The sequence below is a fragment of the Niallia circulans NBRC 13626 genome (genome assembly GCF_001591585.1).
Classification (GTDB): domain Bacteria; phylum Bacillota; class Bacilli; order Bacillales; family Cytobacillaceae; genus Niallia; species Niallia circulans.
On the sequence record NZ_BCVE01000008.1, the window covers coordinates 12,079 to 37,929 of the forward strand.

The 25,851-nt window shown below is 35.4% G+C and carries 23 protein-coding genes and 1 pseudogene; 6 read left to right on the forward strand and 18 right to left on the reverse strand.

All coding sequences use genetic code 11. The features are described 5' to 3' along the window. The first annotated feature begins 20 nt into the window (after positions 1-20). The 3 genes and pseudogenes from ribE (at position 21) to ribH (ending at position 1,800) form a co-directional block, all read left to right on the forward strand. A complete protein-coding gene (gene ribE / locus BCI01S_RS11770; protein ID WP_061798814.1) occupies positions 21-674 on the forward strand; it encodes a riboflavin synthase in 654 nt (217 codons plus the stop codon). A 31-nt stretch (positions 675-705) separates the two neighbouring features. Continuing rightward, positions 706-1,296 (forward strand): annotated as a pseudogene (ribB, locus tag BCI01S_RS11775) (3,4-dihydroxy-2-butanone-4-phosphate synthase); the annotation flags it as partial. A 30-nt stretch (positions 1,297-1,326) separates the two neighbouring features. Then, positions 1,327-1,800 carry a 6,7-dimethyl-8-ribityllumazine synthase gene (gene ribH / locus BCI01S_RS11780; RefSeq protein ID WP_061798816.1) on the forward strand — a complete coding sequence of 158 codons (474 nt, stop codon included), beginning with the start codon at positions 1,327-1,329 and terminating at the stop codon, positions 1,798-1,800. A 57-nt stretch (positions 1,801-1,857) separates the two neighbouring features. Here the strand turns inward: ribH and chrA are convergent, their stop codons facing one another. The 6 genes from chrA to BCI01S_RS11810 all read right to left on the reverse strand — a co-directional run bounded on the left by chrA (position 1,858) and on the right by BCI01S_RS11810 (position 6,893). Further along, positions 1,858-3,060 (reverse strand): chromate efflux transporter, encoded by a 1,203-nt coding sequence (chrA, locus tag BCI01S_RS11785; protein WP_061798819.1) that lies wholly within the window; start codon positions 3,058-3,060, stop codon positions 1,858-1,860. A gap of 156 nt (positions 3,061-3,216) precedes the next feature. Then, positions 3,217-3,660 (reverse strand): SRPBCC family protein, encoded by a 444-nt coding sequence (locus BCI01S_RS11790; RefSeq protein ID WP_061798821.1) that lies wholly within the window; start codon positions 3,658-3,660, stop codon positions 3,217-3,219. A gap of 181 nt (positions 3,661-3,841) precedes the next feature. Beyond that, complete coding sequence (locus tag BCI01S_RS11795; RefSeq protein ID WP_047943452.1) at positions 3,842-4,795, reverse strand: tyrosine-type recombinase/integrase; 954 nt, start codon at positions 4,793-4,795, stop codon at positions 3,842-3,844. A 208-nt stretch (positions 4,796-5,003) separates the two neighbouring features. Further along, positions 5,004-5,657, reverse strand: coding sequence for an ABC-2 transporter permease (locus tag BCI01S_RS11800; protein ID WP_047943451.1), 654 nt, complete (start codon positions 5,655-5,657; stop codon positions 5,004-5,006). Further along, positions 5,641-6,516: an ABC transporter ATP-binding protein gene (locus tag BCI01S_RS11805; RefSeq protein WP_047943450.1), complete on the reverse strand. Its 876-nt coding sequence runs from the start codon at positions 6,514-6,516 to the stop codon at positions 5,641-5,643. The genes BCI01S_RS11800 and BCI01S_RS11805 overlap by 17 nt, the downstream gene beginning before the upstream one ends. A gap of 5 nt (positions 6,517-6,521) precedes the next feature. Continuing rightward, complete coding sequence (locus BCI01S_RS11810; protein ID WP_047943449.1) at positions 6,522-6,893, reverse strand: GntR family transcriptional regulator; 372 nt, start codon at positions 6,891-6,893, stop codon at positions 6,522-6,524. 167 nt (positions 6,894-7,060) lie between these two features. On the opposite strand from BCI01S_RS11810, the gene BCI01S_RS11815 reads away from it, so the two are divergent. Continuing rightward, complete coding sequence (locus tag BCI01S_RS11815; RefSeq protein ID WP_235844489.1) at positions 7,061-7,288, forward strand: DUF2533 family protein; 228 nt, start codon at positions 7,061-7,063, stop codon at positions 7,286-7,288. A 60-nt stretch (positions 7,289-7,348) separates the two neighbouring features. Here the strand turns inward: BCI01S_RS11815 and lepB are convergent, their stop codons facing one another. The 3 genes from lepB to BCI01S_RS11830 form a co-directional block, all read right to left on the reverse strand. Continuing rightward, positions 7,349-7,873: a signal peptidase I gene (lepB, locus tag BCI01S_RS11820; protein WP_047943448.1), complete on the reverse strand. Its 525-nt coding sequence runs from the start codon at positions 7,871-7,873 to the stop codon at positions 7,349-7,351. A 41-nt stretch (positions 7,874-7,914) separates the two neighbouring features. After that, positions 7,915-8,439: a GNAT family N-acetyltransferase gene (locus tag BCI01S_RS11825; RefSeq protein ID WP_047943447.1), complete on the reverse strand. Its 525-nt coding sequence runs from the start codon at positions 8,437-8,439 to the stop codon at positions 7,915-7,917. A 100-nt stretch (positions 8,440-8,539) separates the two neighbouring features. Beyond that, positions 8,540-9,439 carry a DUF4349 domain-containing protein gene (locus tag BCI01S_RS11830; RefSeq protein WP_047943446.1) on the reverse strand — a complete coding sequence of 300 codons (900 nt, stop codon included), beginning with the start codon at positions 9,437-9,439 and terminating at the stop codon, positions 8,540-8,542. Positions 9,440-9,697: 258 nt separating this feature from the next. Between BCI01S_RS11830 and BCI01S_RS11835 the strand changes: the two genes are divergently transcribed. Then, complete coding sequence (locus BCI01S_RS11835; protein ID WP_047943471.1) at positions 9,698-10,216, forward strand: ribonuclease H-like YkuK family protein; 519 nt, start codon at positions 9,698-9,700, stop codon at positions 10,214-10,216. 46 nt (positions 10,217-10,262) lie between these two features. Here the strand turns inward: BCI01S_RS11835 and BCI01S_RS11840 are convergent, their stop codons facing one another. The 8 genes from BCI01S_RS11840 to gltB form a co-directional block, all read right to left on the reverse strand. Beyond that, positions 10,263-11,036 carry a TerC family protein gene (locus BCI01S_RS11840; protein WP_047943445.1) on the reverse strand — a complete coding sequence of 258 codons (774 nt, stop codon included), beginning with the start codon at positions 11,034-11,036 and terminating at the stop codon, positions 10,263-10,265. Positions 11,037-11,139: 103 nt separating this feature from the next. Further along, positions 11,140-11,883, reverse strand: coding sequence for an SDR family NAD(P)-dependent oxidoreductase (locus BCI01S_RS11845; protein ID WP_061798823.1), 744 nt, complete (start codon positions 11,881-11,883; stop codon positions 11,140-11,142). 60 nt (positions 11,884-11,943) lie between these two features. After that, positions 11,944-12,381 carry a peptidylprolyl isomerase gene (locus BCI01S_RS11850; RefSeq protein WP_047943443.1) on the reverse strand — a complete coding sequence of 146 codons (438 nt, stop codon included), beginning with the start codon at positions 12,379-12,381 and terminating at the stop codon, positions 11,944-11,946. A gap of 83 nt (positions 12,382-12,464) precedes the next feature. Further along, complete coding sequence (locus tag BCI01S_RS11855; protein ID WP_061798825.1) at positions 12,465-13,124, reverse strand: peptidylprolyl isomerase; 660 nt, start codon at positions 13,122-13,124, stop codon at positions 12,465-12,467. A 125-nt stretch (positions 13,125-13,249) separates the two neighbouring features. Beyond that, positions 13,250-15,436 (reverse strand): AAA domain-containing protein, encoded by a 2,187-nt coding sequence (locus tag BCI01S_RS11860; RefSeq protein WP_061798828.1) that lies wholly within the window; start codon positions 15,434-15,436, stop codon positions 13,250-13,252. A gap of 88 nt (positions 15,437-15,524) precedes the next feature. Further along, complete coding sequence (locus BCI01S_RS11865; RefSeq protein ID WP_047943440.1) at positions 15,525-16,070, reverse strand: HD domain-containing protein; 546 nt, start codon at positions 16,068-16,070, stop codon at positions 15,525-15,527. Between the two features lie 340 nt (positions 16,071-16,410). Continuing rightward, positions 16,411-17,904 carry a glutamate synthase small subunit gene (gltD, locus tag BCI01S_RS11870; protein ID WP_061798832.1) on the reverse strand — a complete coding sequence of 498 codons (1,494 nt, stop codon included), beginning with the start codon at positions 17,902-17,904 and terminating at the stop codon, positions 16,411-16,413. A gap of 15 nt (positions 17,905-17,919) precedes the next feature. After that, complete coding sequence (gene gltB, locus BCI01S_RS11875) at positions 17,920-22,473, reverse strand: glutamate synthase large subunit (RefSeq protein WP_061798834.1); 4,554 nt, start codon at positions 22,471-22,473, stop codon at positions 17,920-17,922. 139 nt (positions 22,474-22,612) lie between these two features. On the opposite strand from gltB, the gene gltC reads away from it, so the two are divergent. Further along, the gene (gene gltC, locus BCI01S_RS11880) at positions 22,613-23,515 is read left to right on the forward strand and encodes a glutamate biosynthesis transcriptional regulator GltC (protein WP_047943437.1); all 903 of its coding nucleotides are present in this window, start codon (positions 22,613-22,615) and stop codon (positions 23,513-23,515) included. Between the two features lie 64 nt (positions 23,516-23,579). Here gltC and pepF read toward each other — a convergent pair whose 3' ends face one another. After that, positions 23,580-25,370, reverse strand: coding sequence for an oligoendopeptidase F (gene pepF / locus BCI01S_RS11885; protein ID WP_061798836.1), 1,791 nt, complete (start codon positions 25,368-25,370; stop codon positions 23,580-23,582). Positions 25,371-25,851 lie beyond the last annotated feature (481 nt).

Sequence of the window (25,851 nt, forward strand, 5' to 3'; positions counted from 1 at the left end):
GCAGAAAGGAGGAATTTCCATTGTTTACTGGATTAGTCGAAGAATTAGGCGTTGTAAAGCATAGTAAAAAGACGGGGCACACTATTTCTATAACGATTCAAGCAGAACAGATTCTCGAGGATATGAAAATTGGTGACAGCATTGCCGTAAATGGGGTTTGTCTAACAGTTACTGCCTTCCGTGATTGTTTGTTTACAGTCGATGTTATGCCAAACACGTTTAACGATACGACTTTAAGGCTTCTAAATAGTGGCACAATTGTTAATTTAGAACGAGCAATGGCTGCAAATGGAAGGTTTGGCGGGCACTTTGTGTCTGGGCATGTTGATTGTACGGGCATGATTATATCAACAAAAAAAATAGAAAATAGTACATTAGTTGAAATTCAGATACCAGAGGATCAAATATACCTCGTAATGGATAAAGGATCTATTACCATTGATGGAACGAGTTTAACGATTTTCCAAACGACTCCAACCTCTATTTTTGTATCACTCATCCCGCATACTTCCAAGGTAAGCGTGATTGGGAATAAACGAAAAGGTGAACTAGTGAATATCGAATTTGATCTTTTAGCTAAGTATTTTTATTCCTTTATGAATAGAGACAAAGATCCAGGTATAAAAAAAGACTCACCATTAACTGTTTCATTTTTAAGGGAAAATGGTTTTTAATCATAAATTTATTAACGAAAGGAAGAAAACGATGTTTGATTCCATAGAAGATGCATTAAACGATTTAAAAAATGGCAAAGTGGTGATTGTTTGCGATGACGAAGATCGTGAAAATGAAGGAGATTTTATCGGATTGGCAGATCATGTTACACCAGAAATGATCAATTTCATGGCAAAAGAGGGTCGCGGTCTAATCTGTGTCCCTATTCAACAAGCTTTAGCAGATAGACTACACCTCCCTCCTATGGTTACTAATAGTACTGATCCGAGAAGCACTGCCTTTACGATCAGTATCGACCATAAAGAGACAACAACAGGAATTAGTGCATATGAACGAGCTTTTACTATAAGCAAAATGGTCGATTCAGACGCTAAAGCTGATGACTTTACAAGACCTGGTCACATCTTTCCTCTCATTGCAAAGGATGGCGGTGTGCTAAATCGCAATGGACATACGGAAGCTGCTGTTGACTTAGCGATACTAGCAGGTGCTAATCCCGCTGGAGTGATTGTGGAAGTATTAAAGGAAGACGGAACAATGGCAAGAGTGAATGATTTAAAGCAAATCGCTGAAGAATTTGCTTTGAAAATGATTACGATTCAAGATTTAATTCAATACCGACAAAATTTATTACAAAAGGTGGAATAAAGAATGAAACAAGTATTTGAAGGAAATTTAATTGGAACTGATTTAAAAATCGGGATTGTTGTATCCCGTTTTAATGAATTTATTACAACAAGACTTTTATCTGGAGCAGAAGATGCATTAAATCGACATGGCGTAAACGAGGATAAAATCTCTGTTATGTGGGTGCCTGGTGTATATGAAATTCCCTTAGCAGCCAAAAAAATGGCCGCGTCCGGTAATTATGATGCTATTATTACATTAGGTACTGTTATTCGAGGTGCAACACCTCATTTTGACTACGTAAGCAATGAAGTAGCAAAAGGAGTAGCAAACGTTTCGTTAAGTACAGAAATACCTGTTATCTTTGGAGTTCTTACAACAGAAAACATCGAGCAAGCAATTGAACGAGCAGGTACAAAAGCTGGAAATAAAGGCTGGGAAGCTGCCGTTAATGCAATTGAAATGGGAAATTTATATAATCAATTAACTCAAGCTTAAAAAATACCAAAAAACCTATAAACGAGGCTCTCTCGTTTATAGGTTTCTTTAGCAATACTATATCGGTAAATAAGTAAGCAGGATCCCCCCTAATGTACCCGTCATAACAACAATCCATGGCGGCAGTTTCCAATAAACTAACATCGAAAATAAAATGGCTGCAAAAGCAAAATCACTCGCATCTGAGATACTGCTTGTCCAAATTGGCTGGTAAAAAGCTGAGATTAGAATACCAACAACCGCAGCATTTACCCCCATTAAGGCCCCTTGAATTTTTGGATTTTTTCTGATGAAATTCCAGAATGGCAGTGTTCCTACAATTAATAAAAAGGCTGGCAAGAAGATAGCGAATGTCGCGAGTAGTCCCCCTGCCCACCCATTTAAGACGGTTCCGATATAGGCAGCAAATGTAAACAATGGACCAGGAACTGCCTGGGTTGCACCATATCCAGCAAGGAATGCTTCTTCACTCAACCATCCACCTGGGACAAATTCACGCTCTAAAAGTGGCAATACTACATGTCCTCCTCCAAACACTAAAGAGCCAGATCGATAAAAACTATCAAACATAGCAATCCATTGGTATGAAAATATCTCGCGAATTATCGGTAAAAGAAACAGAAGGGAAAAAAATAAGATCAAAGAAACACATGCTAGTTGTCTTGAAATCGGAAAAGAAATATCTCTATGATTTTGTTGTCTTGCTTGCTGCCTATAAAGAAAATAACTAATGATAGCTGATAAAATAATTACTCCTACCTGAGAAAAAACACTTTGCCATAAAAGAGTAAGTACTAATGCAAAAAGTGCAATCGTCTTTCTTTTTAGATCTGGAGTTAAGTTCTTTGCCATACCTAGTATCGCATGGGCCACAATGGCAGCAGCAACTATTTTTAGCCCATGTATCCAACCTGCATTCCCTATGTCTAATCCCTTTAGTATACTAGCAAAGATCATCAGAGCAATTACAGAAGGAAATGTAAATCCTAAAAAAGAAATAATCCCACCGAGGAGTCCTCCCCGTAAAATTCCTATCCCTATCCCCACCTGACTGCTTGCCGGACCAGGCATGAATTGACTAAGGGCTACTAAATCAGCATAGCTTTTCTCATCCATCCATTTCCTTCGACTTACATACTCATCGTAAAAATAGCCTAAATGTGCAATGGGTCCACCAAATGATGTCAATCCTAGCTTTATAGAAATAAGGAAAATTTCTAAAAAATTTGTCCTATGCTTCGATTGTTGTCCTTTTTTCAATGATAAACCTCCCAATTAATTAGTAACCTTTATCATAAAGGACGAAGCTTATTTAACCAAGGATGGAAAAGAAAAATTTACATAAAATTTAGAAAAGCATTAAATGATTAAAAGAATGCTCCTTTATCACTTAACGCTTTAGTTAACATAATGAAATTATTGTAAATCCTCAATGGCTTTACTAACTGCAATTGTCAATTCTTCTGCGATTTCTTCTAGCTTTGGCTCCATAAGATTATTTGTTATAGTAGGAAAAGTACCTGTTGAATTAATTTCTAAATAGCCTGTCATTTTCGTATAATTGGCATCCTTTACCTCTACCATAAAATAGCCATTTCCTGTAAAATGATCATTAATTCCTTCTAAGTCAAAGGTAACCTTTGTAGGTTCTTTCCACTCTAATATCGTTACTTTCATTTCTACTTTTTTCTTAAAAAGCCCCATATCAATTTTAAATTCCCAAGTTGATACTGTATCGTTGATGATTTCATGGTTCACATATCCTGGTACTAATGGTGCCCAGTTGTTCATGGAGCGAACAAAATCCCAAACTTTTTTTGCATTTGCATGGACGATAATTGAATGCTTTTTACTTGGCATCAAAAACACTTCCCTTATCTTTCATTGACAGACTTATTCTTGCTTTTATCGTCTTCCTTTTCCGTTCTAGCAAATATAAGAGGTTGTTTTTTACTATAACATCATGGATATATATATGCTGTCAATTGACCGATTATGAATCAGAATGCCAATCAGTTAACATAATAAAATTATGATAAACTCAAATGTATTCTGAAATTTCTAAGTCCATTGCTTTTTCTTTTTGCGAATCAGATACATGCGTATATTTCTGCGTTGTATTTAAATTAGTATGACCAAGCAGCTCTTGTACTGTTCGGATATCTCGTCCATCTCTAACTAAATGTGTCGCAAAACTATGTCGTAATTTATGACTAGAAATCCCTTTTTCTTTCCATTTTAATTCAGGATATTCTTTTCCCATTTGATCAATGATCCGCTCCGTTATTTCTTGAATACGTCTTCTGGAAATTCGCTTCCCTCTCCTTGAAATAAAGAGTGCATCTTCCTGTCCTTTCATGGGGAAAATCCTGTTTTCTTCTATATATAATTGTAATTCTTCCATTAACTTTTTCGGTAACGGAATATAGCGTGTTTTATTTCCCTTTCCCAGTACGTGAATTCCCCTGTTTTGATTAATGGACGACAGATTAAGAGAGTGTATTTCCATTACCCGTAATCCTGCAAACGCCATGAGCCCAAGGATGACTTTGTTCCGTCTTTGATGCTGCTTTTGGGATACCTTGCCAATCATCTCAAAAAATGATTTTAATTCGTCTTTTTCCAAGTAACTGGGTAGTTTTCCTTTTTGTTCTTTTGCGCTCTCCAAATCAAGGGCGGGATTTTTTTGGACAAGCTCATAATCTACTAAACATTTATAAAAAGAACGAATGGCAGTTAATCTTCTATTTCTCGAACTAGCAGAATTTGCGCGCTTAGTTTTTAGTTCGTTCATAAAAAGGGTAATCTGCAATTTTTTTACTGAAGTTAAGTCCATATATGCTTCTTTTTTCCGTGTAATAAATTCAAGGAATAAATAGATGTCCCGTAAATAATTTTCGATCGTAAATATACTGTAATCCTTATTATCCATTTCTGTTCGAAAAAGCGTTAACTCTTCTTCATACCAAGAAAGTAATGTCTCTTTTGCGATCATATGTATTGCCACCTAATCTATATAGTAATAATTCTAGTATACAATATTTCTTAAAAAACCGCACATAAGAGATATTATGCGCGGTAATGTTGAGAACTTAGTTAGAAGACATTTAAAACATGAATTACAGGTATTTGTTTAGATGCAAAATGCTAAATAAAAAAAGAACAGTACCTCTAAGTGTACTTGTTCTTCCTTTTCATTATAATTAAAATTCTCGCTTACTATAAAAGCTCAGAGAAATAAAATATGATATCACAAGAAGAATGATAAGTGGAATTAGCAGGATTAATCCCAGTTCTGCTTTTGATAATGTTGATAAACGAATCATCGTTTCTTGGATAAATTGATTATCTAGTTTTGCAAAATACTTCATTATACCAGTTGTTCCAAATACTATTACGAAAAGAAGAATAAAGTTAGCCATTTTGGCTTTTAAATAGCCAAATTTAAAAATCATAGGCAAAGAAATGGAAAAACATATAGTTACCATTATTGCTCCCCCTATGAGAATGATATAACTAAAAGGAACATCCAATGGAATGTGAAATAGTTTCACAAGAACATGGATGAGATAAAAGCCAATTGCTGCAAAAGCTGCATAAACATAGATGGACACATATTTTGATAATACAATGGTAGATAGTTTTATCGGAAGACTAATAAGAACTTTATCGCTGTTATTTTTATCTTCTAATGCACTAGCTCCTAGAAGGAGTTGATAAGTAATTGCTAGTATTCCAACCATTAATCCAACTTCTCCAAGACTGGAAAGAGAAACAGAAAAGAAACAGATTAATAATAGTGATAATGCTATTGATCTTTTTTGGATAAGAATGTCTTTTTTAATTAGATGATACATGCCCACCGCTCCTTCTTGTGTAAAACACCATAATATCTTCTAAAGTTGGCTTTTCATAGAAATAAGAAGTTCCAAATTGCTTTCTTACTTCTTCTTTGTTTTTACATAATGCTTCAAAACCAAAATCATTACTCTTTAAACTGATTAAATTTTTATTATGGATAATCTGTGTGCTATCTTTTCCTTTAACCATGGTATATTCTTCTAAAAGCTCATCCTTCGTTTTACTTAAAATGATTTGTCCATTATTAATTAATGTAATATAATCGGCAATTTTATCTAAGTCGGATGTTATGTGAGTTGAAAAAAAGATTGCCTTGTTTTCGTCTTGTATTAATGTTTGCAGTACATCTAACAATTCAGTCCGAACTAGTGGATCTAAACCAGAAGTTGGTTCATCCATAATTAAGAGTTCAGCTTGATGAGAAAGAGCGATGGCTAATGAGAATTTCATTTTCATCCCTTTTGACAGCTCGTTGATTTTTTTATCCATAGGTAGTGAAAAATCTTTTACATATTTATTGAATGTACTTTCTTCCCATTGAGAATAAAATGGGCGGATGATATTCTTCATTTCTTTTATTGTTAACTCTTCATAAAAGTGATTGTCATCATAAACAAAGCCAATTCTCTCTTTAATTTTCATACTATGTTTTTCATTGTCTAAACCAAAGACTTTTATCATGCCGCTATCTTTTTTGATTAAATTCATGATTAGTTTGATTGTTGTGCTTTTTCCAGCCCCATTTGGACCAATAAACCCCATTATAAATCCTTTTTTTAAGGTAATATTAATCGTATCTAAAGAAAAACCTTGTCGGTTCTTGGATACATTGATAAGTTCTAATGTGTTTTCCACTGTGCTCATCCTTTATAAATAATTTTTAATATTTCTTGTAATTCTTCTAATGTTAACCCAATTAGTTTAGCTGTGCTGCTGGCTTCTGTTAAATGTTCTTCGATTGTTTTCAACTTGTTTTCACGAAGTATTTCTTTGTTTATTGCTGCAACATATGACCCTTTTCCAGCGACTGTAACAATAAAACCGTCTTTTTCAAGTTCATCATAGGCTCTTTTGGTTGTAATAACGCTAATTTTCAGTTCTTTTGCAAGACTTCTAATAGAAGGAAGAGATTGTGTTTCTTTTAGTTCACCTGCTACTATTTGCTCTTTTATTTGCTTTACTATTTGCAAATAAATAGGTTCCTCAGAGGAATTGGAGATAAAAATATTCATTAGAAACACCTTTCAACTGTTATATCTGTATATAGTCAGTATATACAGATATAACAGTAGTGTCAACCCTCATAATTAGACAAGTTTTTAGTCTATCATAATAATATTATGTAAACAAATTATTTCTTCTATTTTTAGCATTTAGTATCTAAGATAATATACAAAACATGCAGGAACTACATGGGGAAAAAGTAAATTCACGCGTGAATCAATTTAAACAATTAGACCAACGTCGCGAGTCTTTTATTGAAGAGGCAATTATACTTTGCAAAACTGGAGAGTCTTTTTCAGTTAAACAAATAAATGAAGTTACAGAGCGAATAAACGAATTAGCAAGACATGGTGTCATTCAATTAGCGAAAATGTTACATAAGCAATGGTATGTGAATTTGTAAATCGTAATAAAAAAACAGTTCTGGACGTGAGCTCATATCCAAGACTGTTTTTTTTATTAATTAATAATTTTCCATAACAGGATAAAATCGAAAAACAGCTTTCCCGACAACAGCATCCTCTGATATACAACCAAGCTGTCTACTATCCATACTATTTTGCCTATTATCCCCTAATACAAATAGATGCCCTTTAGGTACTGTAACTTTAAGATTTTCCGTCAATCTCTGATTAGGAAGTAAATGCTTCTTTTTCTCTTGAAGATATGGTTCGTCATATTTTTCGCCATTAATATAAAGTGTATCATCATAAATTTCAATCGTATCATCAGGTAAGCCGATTACTCTTTTTATATAATCTTCTTTTTCTATTGGTGAATGAAAGACGATGGTATCAAAATGCTTGATTTGGCCAACTTTAGAGACAATCACTCTATCTTGATTTTCATATGTTGGCTGCATGGATTGTCCTATTACCTTAACAGGGGCAAAAATAAAGTTACGGCAAATAAACACAAATATTAATGCGCTAATAAGTGCAATAATCCACGACTTTAGCTCTCTTTGAAAAGCTGATTTCTTATTAATATTGCTTCCCTCTTTTCTCTTTAAAAAATAGTTGGTTCTATTTAGGTCACCATTTTATACATTAAAATATCATCTATATATTCATTTTCTGACAGTTTGATTTCTTTTATTTTGCGACCTTCTTCTATAAATCCCATACAAGTATATAAAGAAATAGCCCTAGTATTTGTTGAGAAAACACCTAAGCTAACTTTTTCAATCAGCGGATTTTCTTTTGCCCAAGCTAGTAGTGCTTTCATAAGTAATTTTCCTATTCCTTTACTTCTATACTTTTTACTTATCATCATCCCAAATGACCCTGTGTGATTAAGTCTTTGTCTATTTTTTGTTTGAAAGACAATAAAGCCAATTACTTTATTGGTTTCTTCCGCAATTAGGATAGTTTCTCTCTCATTATGCAATATTTTAGCGACCCATGCCTGCTGCTCTTCCAGTGTTTGATTATACTCTTCGATAGTAGTTATCAGATAATCTTCTTCGGCAATCACAGATTGCTGAATAGCAAAAATTGCTTCTGCATCTTCCAGTTTCGCATGGCGGATAAGATATTGATCTGCTGATTTCAATTTCTTTAGCCACTCCTTAATAAATATGAATGTGATGATATTAATAGATTAAACTCCCACTGAAGGAATTTAATTCCATTATAGCATAGCCACGATAAAATTACTCTGACCTGTTTTTCTTTTTTCTATATATAATCCAAGCTATTACAATAACTACAACTGGAATTAAAATTGGTGATAATCCAACAATCATCACGATGACACTTGAAAGGAAGGAAATTAACCCGTTAATCGTGCTCACGAATTGACTTTTTGCTTTTTCCCATGTATTTAAAGACTCTTTATCTTGAATAGAACCCACTTTTACTAACTCTTCTTCCAGTTGAATCGTGACAGTCGAATAGTCTACGTTATTTTTTAAGTATTTCATTCTCCCTAATATTTGTTCTTTTTCTGCCTGCACAGTTGCAAGATCATTTGATATTTTAAGAAGGTCTTCCGTTTTTTCTGCTTGTTCCATTAAAGCTAATAGCCTTTTTTCCACTGCTTCCTTAGCTTTTAGCCGGGATTCCAAATCAACATATTCTTCAGTCACATCGTTACCAGTGATACTCTTCTCTGTAACTTTAATGCTTTTCTTTTCGATATCGTTTAAGTAGGTTTGGAAATGTTTTTGAGGAATTTTTACGATAATAGTCCCATTTATATAATCTGTGCCACTATCATAAATGGACGATTCCACTACATACCCGCCTAGCTCGGCTGCTTTTGACTGGATATGCTTCTCTACGTTGTGATAGTCTTTCACCTTTAAGGATAGATTCCCATTATAAATAACTAATCGGTCATTATTACTAATTGCTTGACCGCTATTTTCTTTTACCGTTTTACTATCTGTTGCGGGTATTTCTCCTATTTCATTCTGGGCATCGATGACATTGGAATCAGCCTTTTCATAATCTCTGCTATCCGCTGCTTTATCTTCGGAATTTTGTGAGCAGCCAGTTAATAATAATAGAAATAATAACGACCAATTTAATATAATTAGAAATTTTTTCATTTTTTTCCTCCTGCGTTTTGTTAATGATTAGACGGATAAGAAGAAATTAAGTTTCAGTTTAGTTCCATTTTTTTATTATAAAACTCATTATTAAGTTCATCTAAAAAAAGACCATTTTTTACACCAATTCAGTATTTTTTGTATACGATAATACAAATTTAGTTACAGGGATAAATCCATTTGATTATCATACAATGTTATAAAAGTGGTGGAAATAACGTTTATACGGAGGGATTCTTTGTGGAGTTAGACAGGCATATGGAAATGACTTTTCAAAACTTACAAGAGAAAAATATGACCTTTGATATCGTTTTTCAGCGTATCCTTGCTTTTATGTCTAGAAGTCCTTCGGGAAATTATCAATTAATGATTGGTACAGATTCACAAGTGCATACCAAACATACGAAGTTTATTACTGGAATAGTCATTATGAATAAAGGAAAAGGTGCTTGGGCCTGTATTAGAAAAGTGATCATACCAAGGAAGATTTTAAGACTTCATGAGAAAATCTCCTATGAGACAACACTAACAGAAGAGGTAGTTAGTCTGTTCACAGAGGATAGGAAAAACCAATTAATTGATGTTGTCCTCCCTTTTGTTTATCAAGGAGCAACTTTCTCGATAGAGGGACATATAGATATTGGAGCAGGCAGAAGAAATAAAACAAGTGAATTTGTCAATGAAATGGTAGCAAGAATGGAGTCAATAGGTATCGAACCAAAAATTAAGCCTGATTCATTTGTTGCTTCATCCTATGCTAATAAGTATACGAAATAATTAAATAAAAAAAAACCTGTCCACAAACGGAACAGGTAAAATACATTTATTTTTCTTTTGAAGAAGCAACTTCTTCAGAAACCTTTTTATTTTTGTTAATAAAATGAATGATAAATGTGATAATAAACGCAGCAATTAGAATCCCAAAAAATACATAGTGATCTAATTCATATCCAAAAATGCTAGCAAACATCTTTACCGCGATTATCCCAATTAATACAAAGGCGGTATTCTCTAATTCTGGAACTTTTTCAATGAGAACTAAGAATAATTTGGCAACAGTTCTCATCATTAAAATACCGAGCATTCCACCAATCAGTAGAATCCAGATTTCATTTGAAACAGCCAAAGATGCTAATATGCTGTCAACCGAAAAGGCTAAATCCATTAATTCTACGGAGATAACAGTTGCCCAGAATACTCCGAACAATCTTATTGTCCAACTGTCTTTCTTCATCGCTGAGGAATCTTCATCTTCCTCACCAAGCCAGAAATGCTTAATTACAATCCATGCTAAGTATGCTGCTCCAACTACTTTTATCCAGGTAAAATGGATTAAGTAAACACCAATTCCAATAAAGAAGAAACGGAAAAAATAGGCTCCGAATAAACCATATGTCAATGCTTTTTTTTGTTTATCTGGCGGTAAATGTTTTACCATTACTGCTAATACGAGCGCATTATCTGCTGATAATAAGCCTTCTAAAATGACTAACGATCCGATTAATCCCCATGATACTGGATCTGTTAATACTTCTGCCCACATCTTCCAATCAAAAAATGAAGCATAGGTTGATAATATCTGATGTAAAACGTCCACTTAATGAGCCTCCATTATTATATGTAATCATATGGAAGCTATTATACTCCTATCATTTTCAGATAGCAACTGTAATAAAGCAAAGAAGAAAAAATACCTTCTATTATTCTTCATAAATCATTTTTACTGTCATACCACCGTCTACCATAAGATTCGTTCCTGTAATAAAATCATTTTGCGGATTTGTGAGGAAAAGGCATGCTCTCGCAATATCCTCAGGTTTACCTACTCTTTTTGATAGATGCTGTTCATGATCGCTTTCTCGCAGATTTTCATAATCTTTCGTTTCGATCCAGCCTGGTGATATGCTGTTAACTGTTATATGTGCATCAGCTAAACTATTTGCCAAAGCATGAGTAATAGCCATAATTCCACCTTTGCTAGCACTATAGCTTTCTGAATTAGGTTCCGACATATAGGCTCTGCTAGATGACATGTTAATAATCGACCCTTTTGCGCCTTGAGTTCGCATGATTTTTGCGACTTCTCTTGAACAAAGAAACACGCTGCGGAGATTCGTATTTATCACATCATCCCATTCTTCTATCGTTAAATCGTAAAATGATTTAAAAATGCCTTTACCGGCGTTATTAATTAAGATATCAATCTTTCCAAATTTCGCTTGTGTTGTCTCAACCATTTGAATGATATCTGCTTCGTTTCGAACATCGGTTTTTATAAAAATTGCTCTCTCTTTTTGCTCTATAGAATCAAGTACATGTTTTCCTTGCTCTTCATCTATATCAGCTAGGATAACATAGGCATCTTCTTGCAAATAAGCTTTTGCAATTGCTTTGCCAATACCATTACTAGCGCCAGTTACAATGACAACTTTATCTTTGTACATTCTAATCACCAACCATTCATATAAAAAAGCAAGCCAATTTCTCAGCCTGCCTTGTTGTATTTATTCTTCAGTGATTTCCACTTTTTCCATAACATCGCCATTTTTCATTGCTTTTACAGCAGCAATACCGGACGTAACTTGTCCAAATACTGTATGAACACCATCTAAATGCGGTTGTGGCTCATGTACGATAAAGAATTGGCTTCCGCCTGTATCACGGCCAGCGTGTGCCATAGAAAGAGCTCCTTCCACATGTTTGTGAGGGTTTCCTTCTGTTTCACATTTGATTGTGTATCCAGGTCCTCCTGTTCCATTTCCATTTGGATCGCCGCCTTGGCTGACGAAACCAGGAATTACACGGTGGAATGTTAAACCGTTATAGAAACCTTTTTTAATTAGTTCCACAAAGTTAGCTACTGTTCCAGGAGCTTCGTTTGGATATAATTCGAATTCAATTTTTTCACCATTTTGCATTAATATGTATCCTTTAGTTGCCATGATCAACATCTCCTTATTTCAAAATCAGCTTTTATCATATCATCTTTTCGGAAAGAAAGAAAATATTACGTTCCTTTTATCCATTATTCTTTTAATTTCTTTGGTTCTTCATAATCGATACCTTTTGTATCTACAGTAATTTGTTTCATTTTTATCTCTTCTACTGGTTTATCATTCTTATCTCTTTTTGAAGAGACTATTTTATCGACGACATCCATGCCTTCTATCACTTTCCCGAACGGGGCGTATTCTCCATCCAAATGAGGGGCGTCTGCAACCATAATGAAGAATTGTGACCCAGCAGAATCAGGCAGTTGAGATCTTGCCATGCTAATTACGCCTCTTTCGTGCTTTAAGTCATTTTCAAACCCATTCTCTGAAAATTCCCCTTTGATCGAATAGCCAGGACCGCCTGTTCCATTTCCATTGGGGTCACCGCCTTGGATCATAAAATCAGGAATAATTCGATGGAAAATTAATCCATCGTAAAAGCCTTTATTTACTAATGATACGAAATTATTGACTGTATTAGGGGCTTTATCGGGATAAAGTTCTAATGTAATAGTCGAATTATCTTCCATCGTAATCGTTACAATAGGATAGTCGTCTGGTGAAATCACTTTTGCTTGTGTTGTATTTTCTTCTTTTGATGGCTCACTTTTCGTTGTGCCACAGCCTGACAGTAGTAAAAGAAGGACTAAACTCAAGAAAAATACTATACCACCTGTTTGTTTTCTACTCAAATAACATCATCTCCTCTGTATGGATTCTTTCCTATTTTAACGAAAACGTTTTTGTTTGTACAATGAATAACTGATAATAGCTAAAGAAAGAGCATTATCCCAAATCTCCGGATAATGCTTTTTATTCATGATATATATTTTAATAGATAACTAGCTAAAGAAGGAGAATGTATACGCACTGCTAGTGAAGGAGGAGTACTCCCATTCACTAATTCGGACGGTAAGCCAAACCAAATAACTTTTTCATCAATAATAATGAAAGGAAACGGTATATCAGGAGCTGAACCAATACTCCTTCTATTGAGAAGTTGTTTCCATTGTTGTTTTAATATCTCCTTCTGTTTTGGAAAAGAGGCTAATATTGTATGGTTGGAACGCTTGATATCTTTTTCTAGTAATTCTACTCTTTGTGCGTGCGTCCAGTATAGTTTTGGATTCTTCTTTTGAATCCACTCGCCAATTTGTTGGTTGGTTACCACTTTATTGAATGCTTCTTGATGGTTGACAAGCTGTCGAATCGTTTTCTTCCTATCTATTTTTGTTTTTATATAATTTCTGTTTGCTATATGAATAAATTTCCCTTTTGCCCTGCTGATCGCCACATTTATTAACCGTTCGCTTTCTTTGCCGGTTAAAAGGATTCCAGGCTTCAAAAATGCCTCTCCTTCTACACTATCAAAGATGATTATATCTCTTTCGCTTCCTTGAAAACGATGGACTGTAGCGATAATAAGCCGTTTTTCTATGATGGCTTCTGGGAAAAATTCTGATGCCATTGCTTCCATTATTTCCGCCTGTGCTCGATATGGAGTAACGTAGCCGATACTCGTTGTTCCTTTTTCATTTAAAGCTTCATTTATAACTTGCAGAGCTAATAATAGATGGATATAATTCATACGTGATTTCGAAGCTCTCTCAAATGTGGCATATGCGCCAAATTGACTCGAATCTAATAAAATATTCGCCTCTCCTTGGAAAGGTAGTTTTTCTGCGATTGCTTTTCTGTTTCTTTCCACCTTCTTATGATCGCCTACCAGAGAATGATATATATATTTATTGGTAAATTGAGAGATGCTTGGATGCATCCTTCTTTGTTCGTTTAATAACAAAAGCTGAGGATGAAGCGATGAACTATGAACCGTTTCGGCAACGCCTGTCGCGTGGAATACGTCTTCTTTTAACCATTTATCTACTAAAGCATGACGGCTAGTTGCGATAGGAGGTAACTGTTTAAAATCTCCACAAATAATGATTCTTTTTGCTAGTGATGCAGAAAAAGCGACTTGTGGAATATATGCCATGCTCGCCTCATCTACTATTACTAAATCGTATTCATCTTCATAAATGGCTGGATCTGTGGCAGCTTTTACTATTGTCGTGCCAACAATTTTTGCTTTTTGTACAAATTGCAGTTCCCTTTTTCTGATTTTTTCCATCACATTTGCTAATTTCTCTTCCATCTCTAATAACTGAGCAGAATCTCTTGTTGTAAACGAATAAGAAAGGTCTTGTTTAAGTTTTAGTTTTTCTTCAAAAAAATACTGTTTTTGCTTGGCAAGATCCATATCCTTTTTATCTAATAAGGAACTTGTTGTAATTTTTTCTTGTTCAAGTGATGCATTATTGCTATTTCCCCCATAGCGAAGGATATCCCCTATTTTAAATCGGTCCTTTTCTTTAATCGTTGTCGTTATTTCCGTGAGTAGAACATCTACAGCCTGGTTACTTTGTGCTAAGAGTAAAATCCTCTTACCTTTCCAATAACGTTGTAGAGCAACTCTAGCTAATGTGTATGTTTTTCCTGTTCCAGGCGGCCCCCACACAAAGGAGACGGGGTTATATTTGCATCTTAAAGAGAGCTCATGAACATGATTTTTCAGTTGCTCACTTGGGTGCTTTGTTTCTTCACTAGGTTGCATTAATTTAACGATTCTACTAAGCTTACGTTTATTTTTTTTAATAGTATCAAAACGGATTTGCAGCTGTTCTAATAGCTCCCAAGGATCATGGGATAAATATGCTTCTGAGACATCCTCACCAATCGCCTTTTCCAAAATAATAAGAAGGCTCTTGCCATCTGCCGATAATACTCTCCCCCTTACAGCCTGACTCCCCCAGTGAATCATTACATTTGATCCAATTGGAACCTTTAGATTGCTGATGCTTTCAAAATAATACGTAAAGTCATTTTCTGTGTTTAGGCGAATTCCATTATATAAAGCAACTTTCGATTGCCCGTATTTTTTTAAATGATTGATCTCGATTTGTAGTGCTTGCTGCCATTGTTTAATGGTAGTGATAATGTTTGTCATTTTCTCCTTTAATTCCTTTTCTAAAAAAGTCGATTTTTCTATTATAGCATTTAAAAGAAAAGAAGAATAGAAACAGGGAAATCCAGTTCTATCCTTCTAGTTCTTTGCTATTCTTCGTTTGCTGTTCTATATATTCATCAATTTTTGCATCTAATCGTTCTAAACTCTTTATTGCCCTTTCCTTCGTTATCGTACGATAGTGATGATGTCCCCCAGGCTCCTCGTCCTTTTCATCAGCTAGTTTAACAATTTTTTGTAAGGGGGTTAAAATCACGGAACCACCAGGAATGAAACTATCTGTATGGAAAAGAACGGCTAAAGCTATTTCTTTTGCTTTAATTGGATTTTCTCCTAAGCGGATTAATAATTTATGTGCTCTTTCCGCCCCTTTTATTGGATGAATGTCATTTTGTCTATATAATTTATAATCCCATTTTCCATCTTTATACCACGTATAGTGTCCCATGTCATGTAAAAATCCGGCTTTAGCTGCATTATCGACATCGACACTTGATTCTTTTGCCATTTCAAAAGCATGATAAGCAACTGCCAGAGCATGAGCTAAACCTGAGCGTGTAATATATTTTTGTGCAATATGATGATTATATATATCGAGAAGTTTAACGTCTCTCATCTCCGACACTCCCTTTCTTTATAAACAATCACACTCTATATTGAGAGAGCATTTGATAAACTTTATTTGCTTTATCCTACCCTTATTAAGCCTTTTAAAAAAGTATTTTTCCTATTATATTATATTTTTTGTAAAATGATAATAAAAAACACTTGTAATAGCTAAATGGCTTAGATTATAAGTCGGTTATGAATTATTTTATTGAAATTTTTGTTTTGAATTTTTATAATATTTTGAATGCGTAAAATTTTCTTCTTTTGTAAAAGAGATTTTATAGGTTAGATATTAGCGTATATAGAAAAAAAGATGTGATACTCGCTAATCACATCTTTTTTCTCGTTTATGCATTTACAGTAGGTAAAATGGAGGCGCCCATTAAGTATTCGTCAACTTTTCTAGCAACTTCTCTGCCTTCGTTAATTGCCCATACGATCAAGCTTTGCCCTCTGCGTGCATCACCAGCCGCAAATACACCTTCCAAATTCGTTGTAAAATCGCCATATACCGCCGCAACTTTACGACTTGTAGTTTCCAGTCCGAAATGTTTCAGTACTGGTTGTTCAGGACCTTCAAAGCCGATCGCAATAAATACTAACTGTGCTGGCCAAACTTTTTCCGTACCAGGAATTTCTTTGAAAATAAACGTTCCATCTGCTTGCTTTATTTTTTCCATGGAAACAGTATGAAGCTCTTTTAGCTTTCCGTCGCTATCTTTTACCATTCTTTTTGTTTGAATTCCATATTGTCTTGGATCTTCACCAAACTTTTGTTCAGCTTCTTCGTAAGCATATTCTAATGTGAATACATTAGGCGCTGCCGGCCACATATTTTCACTTGAGCGCATTATCCCAAGCTTTGGATGCTTCCCAAATTGAACTACACTTTTACAGTTCTGACGTAATGCAGTTGCTACACAATCTGCTCCTGTATCGCCGCCGCCGATAACGATGACATCTTTTCCTGCTGCATCGATGAAGTTTTTATCTTGAAAATTGGAATCTAGTAGACTTTTGGTAACACCTGTTAGATAGTCCATTGCAAAATGAACACCCTCTGCATCTCTGCCTTCCATAACTAAATCTCTTTGTTTCTGGGCACCAGTACATAGAATAACAGCATCATACTGTTCTCTTAATTCTGAAGCTGTTATATCTTTCCCTACTTCGGTATTGGTAATAAAATCAATCCCTTCTTGTGTAAGTAGTTTCACTCTTCTTTCCACATCTTTTTTGTCAATTTTCATATTGGGTATCCCATACATTAATAATCCGCCTGGTCTATCTGCACGTTCATACACAGTTACAGAATGGCCTGCTTGATTTAACTGATCTGCACTAGCTAGCCCTGCTGGTCCTGAACCAATAATGGCTACTTTTTTTCCTGTTCTCTTCGCAGGTATCCGCGGTTGGATCCAACCCTGTTCAAATCCCTTATCAATAATAGTGCGTTCAATATTTTTAATCGCAACAGCTGGATCTGAAATCGCTACAGTACAGGAACCTTCGCAAGGAGCTGGACAAGCACTTCCAGTGAATTCTGGGAAATTATTTGTTTTCAATAAACGATCTAATGCCTCTTTCCATCTTCCTCTATAAACTAAATCGTTCCATTCAGGGATTAAGTTATGGATTGGACAGCCGGATGTACTTCCCGCAATTTCCATCCCGATATGACAGAATGGTGTTGCACAGTCCATACATCTCGCCCCTTGTCTTTGTAGTACTTCATCAGAGAAAGGAGCAGAATACTTTTTGAAATCTTTTAGACGGGAAAGCGGATTTCTTTCTTCCGCTTCCTCCCGATTATATTCGATAAATCCAGTTGCTTTTCCCATTCTGTTCTCTCCTTTCTACTGCACTAATACGGTAATTTTATTTGCTTGTTTTTTTTTGTCTTGATTGGAATTATTCGCAAAAGCTTCCATTGCGGCATCTTCTTCTGATAAGCCATTTTCAAGTCCCTTTTGAATATTGGCAATCATTCGCTTATAATCTTTCGGTATAACTTTGACAAACCGTTGAACGAATTTATCCCAATTAACAAGTACCTGTTGACCTGCTAAACTACCTGTTAATTCAATATGCTTTTCAATAAGTCCTTTTATTCTCTCTATTTCTGCTCGTTCTTCTAATTGTTCAAAGATTATCATTTCCTTATTACACATTGCTTTAAATTGCTCTGCATCTTTCGGTAAAACATAGGCAACTCCACCTGACATACCTGCAGCAAAGTTCTTCCCTACTTCCCCTAAAATAACAACTTCTCCTCCAGTCATGTATTCTAAGCCATGATCACCAATACCTTCAACTACAACACTTGCACCACTGTTACGAACTGCAAATCTTTCTCCCGCTTTTCCGTTAATAAACGCTTCGCCGCTTGTCGCACCGTAAAATGCTACGTTTCCGATGATAACATTCTCATTCGCAACAATTGAATTGTCTGCGGGTACCTTTGCCACAATTCTACCTCCAGAGAGTCCCTTGCCAATATAATCATTTGCATCACCTGTTAAATACAGGCTCATGCCTTTGGGAATAAAAGCACCGAAGCTTTGACCTGCTGAACCTGTGAAATGTAAATTGATTGTATTGTCAGGAAGTCCTTCTTCGCCATATAGTTTCGATATTTCGCTACCAACAATTGTACCAGTTACACGATTAGTATTTTGGATACTAAAATGCAAATGCAGCGCTTCTTTATTAATAATAGCTTTTTGAACTGCTGGAAGTATTTTTTGAATATCTAAACTTTCATCAATTTTATGATTTTGTGGTGTTTCAAACGTTCTTGGTCCATCGACTTGATATAATAGTTTCGATAAGTTTAAATCTTTTGCTTTCCAATGCGATTGCGCCTGTTTACTTACTTTTAGCACATCTGTTCTTCCAACCATTTCTTCTACTGTGCGGAATCCTAATTGTGCCATTAGTTCACGTACTTCCTCTGCAACAAAACGCATGAAATTGACAATATGATCTGGATCTCCAGCAAATTTATAGCGCAATTCTGGATTTTGGGTGGCGATACCCACTGGACATGTATCCAAATGACAAGCTCGCATCATCACACATCCCATTACAATAAGAGGAGCTGTAGCAAAGCCAAATTCCTCGGCTCCCATAAGAGCTGCAAGTACAACATCTTTTCCTGTCATCAGCTTACCATCTGTTTCTAAAACGACACGATTTCGTAAACCATTTAGCATCAGGGTCTGATGTGCCTCTGCTAAGCCTAATTCCCATGGCAGACCTGTGTGTTTAATACTTGTTTTTGGAGAAGCACCTGTACCTCCATCATATCCACTTACAACTATTACATCAGCAGCCCCCTTTGCAACACCAGCAGCGATGGTACCAATTCCGCCTTTTGAAACTAATTTTACTGAAATTCGCGCATCTCTATTGGCGTTTTTCAGGTCGTGAATGAGTTGTGCTAAATCCTCAATAGAATAAATATCATGATGCGGCGGTGGGGAAATTAATCCAACGCCTGGTGTAGAACCGCGAACTTCGGCAACCCATGGATATACTTTATTCCCTGGCAATTGACCTCCTTCACCCGGCTTTGCTCCTTGAGCCATTTTAATTTGTAATTCTTTCGCGTTTATTAAATAATGGCTCTTAACTCCAAAACGTCCAGAAGCTATCTGCTTAATATTACTTCTTCTGTTATCGCCATTTTCATCTATCATATATCGAGAAGGATCTTCTCCGCCTTCACCACTATTACTGCTGGCACCTAATCTGTTCATGGCAATCGCTAATGTTTCATGTGCTTCTTTACTTAAAGAACCGAAGGACATTGCACCTGTCTTAAATCGTTTTACGATAGATTCTACTGATTCCACTTCCTTAATATCGATAGGCTGTCGTGCTGAATCAAATGCAAATAAATTTCGTAAAAAACTCATGCTTTCTTCATTTGCAGCCTCAGAAAACTGTTTAAATAAGGAATAATCGCCTTTACGGCATGCCCATTGTAAGGTGTGGATTGTTTTCGGATTAAAAGCATGATGTTCTCCGCCTTTTCTCCATTGAAACTCACTTCCAGAATCTAATGTGTCGTCCATCCCATCTTGATAACCTAATTCATGTCTTTTCGTTGCTTCTTCAGCAATAATCTCTAAACCAATACCGCCAAGCTGTGAAACAGTTCCAGTAAAATAACGGTCGATAACTTCTTCGCCGATACCGACAGCTTCAAAAATTTGTGCGCCTCGGTAGCTTTGGACAGTAGAAATACCCATTTTAGACATTACTTTTACAACACCTTCTGTAATGACTGTATTATATCTTGCTACTGCTTCTTCATAGGAAAGGGTCAGCACCCCATCTTTGATTGCTTGATTGTAGGTTGCGTATACTAAATAGGGATTAATTGCATCAGCTCCAAAACCTATTAAACTTGCAAAATGATGAACTTCCCTTACTTCACCAGACTCTACGATAATACTTGCTTTCGTCCGCAGACCTTTCTTAATTAAATCCTGATGTAAAGCACTGACAGCTAATAAAACGGGAATCGCTTTATCTTCTCGTTTCATTGCACGGTCAGAAAGAATAAGTAAGGACACACCTTGTGCAATTGCTTCTTCTGCCTTTTGCACGAGCTGATTTAAACTGCTTTCTAAATCATCTGTAAACAAACTATCTAGTGTTCGTGCTGTAAATTCAGTAAATGTATGAGATCGTAATTGTTCTACATCACTATTTGATAATATTGGTGTTTTCAATTGGATTCTATGACAATTACTTGCATCAGGATGTAACAAATCACCTTCAGCACCTAACCAAGTTAAAGTTGATGTAACCAAATGTTCCCGAATAGCATCAATTGGAGGGTTAGTTACTTGTGCAAATAGTTGTTTAAAATAATTAAATAAAGATTGCGGCTTATTAGACAAGACAGCAAGCGGCGTATCATTTCCCATCGATCCAATCGGGTCTTTGCCCTCCAACACAACTGGAAGCAGATTTTTTTGGACATCTTCATACGTATAGCCAAATGCTTTCTGCCTTGCAAGTAAATCGGGAAAGTCTTCTGCTTTTTCTTCTGCATTCTCCTCTAGTCGAATAACTTCATCTAACCACTCATCATAAGGATGTGCCGAAGCAATAGTATTTTTTAATTCTTCGTCTGAAACAATACGGCCTTCTTCAAGATCAATTAATAGCATTTTCCCAGGACTTAAACGCTCTTTATAGAGAATATTCTCTTCTTCGACTGGAACAACTCCCACTTCTGAAGAAAAAACAATATAATTATCTTTCGTTACATAATATCTTGCTGGACGCAAACCATTACGATCCAATATAGCACCAATTTGTTTACCGTCCGTAAAGGTGATTGCCATTGGGCCATCCCATGGCTCCATTAAGCTACTATGATATTCATAAAAATCTCTTTTCGCCTTTGAAATATGGGGATTCTCAGTCCAAGGCTCTGGGATCATCATCATAGCTGCATGAGCAGGTGTGCGTCCAGATAAGATAAAGAATTCAAGTGCATTATCGAATACAGAAGAATCACTACCATTTGCATCTAATATCGGCAGTACCTTTTGCAAATCCTCTCCAAAAACTTCTGATACAAATTGCTGCTCTCTTGCTTTCATCCAGTTGAAATTTCCTCGTAATGTATTAATTTCTCCGTTATGAATTAAGTAACGGTTTGGATGTGCTCTTTCCCAGCTAGGAAAAGTATTTGTGCTAAAGCGGGAATGAACAATAGCAAATGCGGATACAAAAGCCGGATCCTGCACATCTAAATAAAAGCTTTCGACTTGGTCTGATGTGAGAAGTCCTTTATAAACAATGGTGCTAGATGACAAACTTGCGAAATAAAATTCTTTTTCTTCTGCTCTTCCCCAATTTTCAGCAAGTTTACGGATAATATATAATTTTCGCTCAAAAACTAATTTATCTTTGTTTTCTATGCTTGATTGAATGAATACTTGACGGACAATCGGACAACTTTGTTGTGCGACTTTTCCGATTTTTCTGAAATCTGTCGGTACAGTTCTCCAGCCAATAAGTTCTTGACCCATTTCTTTAATATATTCGTTAATTTTTGCTTCGATTATTTCTCTGTGAGGATCATCTTTGGAAAAAAAGATCATTCCTACCGCGTATTTACCGCTTTCGGGAAGATTGAATTCCTTAAGTTCTTTTCGAAAAAAGGTATCAGGTATTTGAACCATTAATCCAGCTCCGTCTCCTGTTAAAGGATCGCTTCCTTGTCCGCCGCGATGATCCAATTTACAAAGCATACTTAAACCTTTTTTCACAATGTCATGCGTCGCTTCCCCTTTTATATGAGCGTACAGTCCGATTCCACATGCATCATGTTCAAATTCCGGTCTATATAAGCCCTGTGCCTTTTCCATTTGGTTGTACGTCATTTCAACCACCCCTGTCAGATTTTCTAACAAATTTTTTTATTCAGATAATTTAATTATACTATACAAATTCATATGTACAATATATCATTTAGATAGAACTAATCTAAAAAAGAGATTATTATAAAGAAGGTCGGTAAAAATGGAACTTAGACAACTAAAATACTTTATTGAAGTAGCAGAAAGAGAGCATGTCTCAGAGGCTGCTGAACATCTTCATGTTGCCCAATCTGCTGTTAGTCGTCAAATTGCAAATTTAGAGGATGAATTAGGTGTTCAATTATTTGAACGAGAAGGAAGGAATGTCAAACTAACTCCGATTGGAAAGATTTTTTTAACTCACTCCCAATCAATCTTGAAATCAGTCGATCGAGCTGTAGAGCAAGTTAATGCCTATTTGGATCCTGAAAGAGGGTCGATTAAAATCGGCTTTCCAACTAGTCTTGCAAGCCACTTATTGCCGACTGTTATATCAGCATTTAAAGAAAAGCATCCAAATGTGAGGTTTCAATTACGGCAAGGATCTTATTACTTTTTAACCGAAGGCGTAAAAAATAGAGATATAGATTTAGCATTCTTAGGACCTGTACCAACAGATGACTTCTTATTAACAGGCAATATTTTATTTACAGAGAGAATCTTCGCATTATTACCAAGTAATCATATTTTGAGTGAAAGAAAATCACTTCGATTACGAGATCTGCGAAATGACGAATTTGTTTTATTTCCAGAAGGATATATATTGCAAAAAATTGCGATTGATGCATGTAAACAAGAAGGTTTTTTACCTAATATAAATGCTGAGGGTGAAGACTTAGATGCAATCAAAGGGTTAGTTTCCGCAGGAATGGGTGTAACTCTTCTTCCAGAGAGTACATTTTATGATACTGTTCCTAAATTTACAGTGAAGGTTCCTATTGAGGATCCAATTATTAGCCGGACAGTTGGTATCATCGTACCAAGTAATCGGGAATTGCCACCCTCTGTACAAACATTTCGCCGATTTATCATCGACTTTTTCACGATTCTAGAAAAATATCAGTAACTAAGAAGCAATAAGGGCCACACCTTTGCAAAAGGTAATGGCTTCTTATTGTTTTGTGAAAACTTTATTTTTTTAATACTTCCTTCACTAAGGAATGAAAAATCGTTAATGCATGATTAATTGGTTCAGGACTGGTCAAATCGACACCGGTTTTCTTCAGAAGTTCAAGAGGATAATCAGAACTTCCACTTTTTAAAAAGTCTAAGTAGTTCTCTGCATCTTCTTTCTTTCCTTCTAAAAGTTTATCGGCAATATTAATTGCAGAAGCAAAGCCAGTCGCATATTTATATACATAAAATGGACGGTAGAAATGCGGAATTCTTGCCCATCCATATTTCACTTGTTCGTCTATTACTAAAGAACTGCCATTGTATGCTTTAAATAGTTCTTCATAGGTTTGATTGAAAAAGTCCAAAGACAGTGGCAATCCTTTTTCCGCTTGTTCATGAACCGCTTTTTCAAACTCACTAAACATAACTTGTGTAAAGAAGGTTCCTTTAAAACTATCAATAAAATGATGTAATAAATGCTCGCGTTTTGTTTCATCATCTTCTATTTTTAACAAATGGCGAATTAATAAGACCTCATTAACAGTAGATGCTACTTCTGCAACAAAAATACTATATCCTGCACTTATTTGCGGCTGATGCTTACTACTAAAATAAGAGTGCATGCCATGTCCGCATTCATGAGCTAAGGTGAATAAACTATCTAAATCATCTCTATGGTTCAGTAAAATATACGGATGAACGCTATATAAGCCTAAATTATAAGCACCTGAACGTTTACCAGGCGTTTCACGTACATCAATGTATCGTTTTTCTTTAAAGGTTTTTAGCACACTTAAATATTCTTCACCAAGAGGCTTCAGCGCCTCCAGCATAATCTGAAAAGCATCATCATAGCTGATCTCTTCTTTAGCTGCCTCTCCAACTAATGGAACGCTTAAATCATAAGCATGAAGCTCATTAAGCCGCAGTCGTTTCTTACGAAAATTCATATAATCATCCATATAAGGTAAATTTTTTCTCGTCGTACTAATTAAATTATGGTAAACCTCAACAGGTACTTGGTCACCAAATAAGCTTTTTTCTAAGGCAGAAGGATAATTTCGAAGTTTTGCTGTTTTTACATTGTTTTTAACGGCGGCGCTAAAGGTCGCTGCTATTGTGTTTTTAAGACCGATATATGGCTTATAATACGCCAAATAAGCTTCTTTTCTAACATCTCGGTCCTCATCTTCTATTCTTTTTGCGTACATTCCTCTTGTTAATTCAATCTTTTCTCCATTATCTGTTGTTACTTCCCCGAAGGCTATATCTGCATTATTTATCATACCGAACACATTACTAGGAACAGATAGCGATTCTCCCAGTTCAGATAGTACCTCTTCTTTCTCCTTGCTTAATACATGTTTTTTATAGCGGAAAGATTCCAAGAGATCTTTTTCAAAATATGCTAAGCCATCTTCTTCTTGTATGTAAGTTTTCAATTCCTTTTCATCTAAGGATAATAAATATGGCATAAAAAAGGCAGTGGCACTACTATATTTTTGGCCGACTATACGAGCTTTTTCAATAAGACTTTGAGCATGTGTATTCCGCGTGTCTAAGTCTAAAAGAAGCATGGCGTATGCGTAGACTTTTCTATATATATAACTAACTTCCTCTGATAATGTTAGATACGCTAATAATGTTGTTCCATTCGTAATTTTTCCATTGAATTCTGAAAGAGCCGCTATTTTTTCTTTTACCGCATCTAAATCCTTTTCCCACTCAGCCTCTGTTTTGTATATATCAAGTAAATTCCATTTTTCACAATCAGCAACTTCTTCTCTTGTTTTATATGTTTGCATAAACTTCCTCCCATTCTTTCTGTTTCTATTTTACCCTTATTTATAAAAGTCTTATCATTTCTTTTAAAATAGAAGAGATTTTATGTATATGCAATAATGATACATAGCAGAAGGCTTTTATGTAAAGCAGAAAAGACTAATACGCCCCTTTGATCAATCTCTAATTTAGCTTTGCGCTAATTAATAAGCACTATTGGCTTTTTTTACAGTTTCAACAGCAATGCTAATTTCAGCACACAAAGATTCCGTATGCTAATATTAGACAATAAAACTACTATTCTTTAAAAAAGCTTGTCAGTATCATCTATATGTGTTATATTTATCAAGCGATGAGCTATATTGAATAAGTCAATAAACGTTATTGCGCTATGTGGAGCGTAGTTTATTGCCTCAATACGTAGGACACATTTTAAGTGTCCCTTACACTGCTGATAAACCTATGTTTATCAGCAGTTTTTATTTGGTTAAACAATAAGTTGAT

Bases quoted from the DNA above. Each gene is read 5' to 3' on its own strand.
- BCI01S_RS11795 (WP_047943452.1), bottom strand. From the start codon at position 4,795: ATGATCGCAAAAGAGACATTACTTTCTTGGTATGAAGAAGAGTTAACG.
- BCI01S_RS11860 (WP_061798828.1), bottom strand. From the start codon at position 15,436: ATGACAAACATTATCACTACCATTAAACAATGGCAGCAAGCACTACAA.
- BCI01S_RS11815 (WP_235844489.1), top strand. From the start codon at position 7,061: ATGCAGGAACTACATGGGGAAAAAGTAAATTCACGCGTGAATCAATTT.
- BCI01S_RS11865 (WP_047943440.1), bottom strand. From the start codon at position 16,070: ATGAGAGACGTTAAACTTCTCGATATATATAATCATCATATTGCACAA.
- gltB (WP_061798834.1), bottom strand. From the start codon at position 22,473: ATGACGTACAACCAAATGGAAAAGGCACAGGGCTTATATAGACCGGAA.
- gltD (WP_061798832.1), bottom strand. From the start codon at position 17,904: ATGGGAAAAGCAACTGGATTTATCGAATATAATCGGGAGGAAGCGGAA.
- BCI01S_RS11790 (WP_061798821.1), bottom strand. From the start codon at position 3,660: ATGCCAAGTAAAAAGCATTCAATTATCGTCCATGCAAATGCAAAAAAA.
- gltC (WP_047943437.1), top strand. From the start codon at position 22,613: ATGGAACTTAGACAACTAAAATACTTTATTGAAGTAGCAGAAAGAGAG.
- pepF (WP_061798836.1), bottom strand. From the start codon at position 25,370: ATGCAAACATATAAAACAAGAGAAGAAGTTGCTGATTGTGAAAAATGG.
- BCI01S_RS11850 (WP_047943443.1), bottom strand. From the start codon at position 12,381: ATGGCAACTAAAGGATACATATTAATGCAAAATGGTGAAAAAATTGAA.
- BCI01S_RS11810 (WP_047943449.1), bottom strand. From the start codon at position 6,893: ATGAATATTTTTATCTCCAATTCCTCTGAGGAACCTATTTATTTGCAA.
- BCI01S_RS11800 (WP_047943451.1), bottom strand. From the start codon at position 5,657: ATGTATCATCTAATTAAAAAAGACATTCTTATCCAAAAAAGATCAATA.
- BCI01S_RS11845 (WP_061798823.1), bottom strand. From the start codon at position 11,883: ATGTACAAAGATAAAGTTGTCATTGTAACTGGCGCTAGTAATGGTATT.
- ribH (WP_061798816.1), top strand. From the start codon at position 1,327: ATGAAACAAGTATTTGAAGGAAATTTAATTGGAACTGATTTAAAAATC.
- BCI01S_RS11835 (WP_047943471.1), top strand. From the start codon at position 9,698: ATGGAAATGACTTTTCAAAACTTACAAGAGAAAAATATGACCTTTGAT.
- BCI01S_RS11830 (WP_047943446.1), bottom strand. From the start codon at position 9,439: ATGAAAAAATTTCTAATTATATTAAATTGGTCGTTATTATTTCTATTA.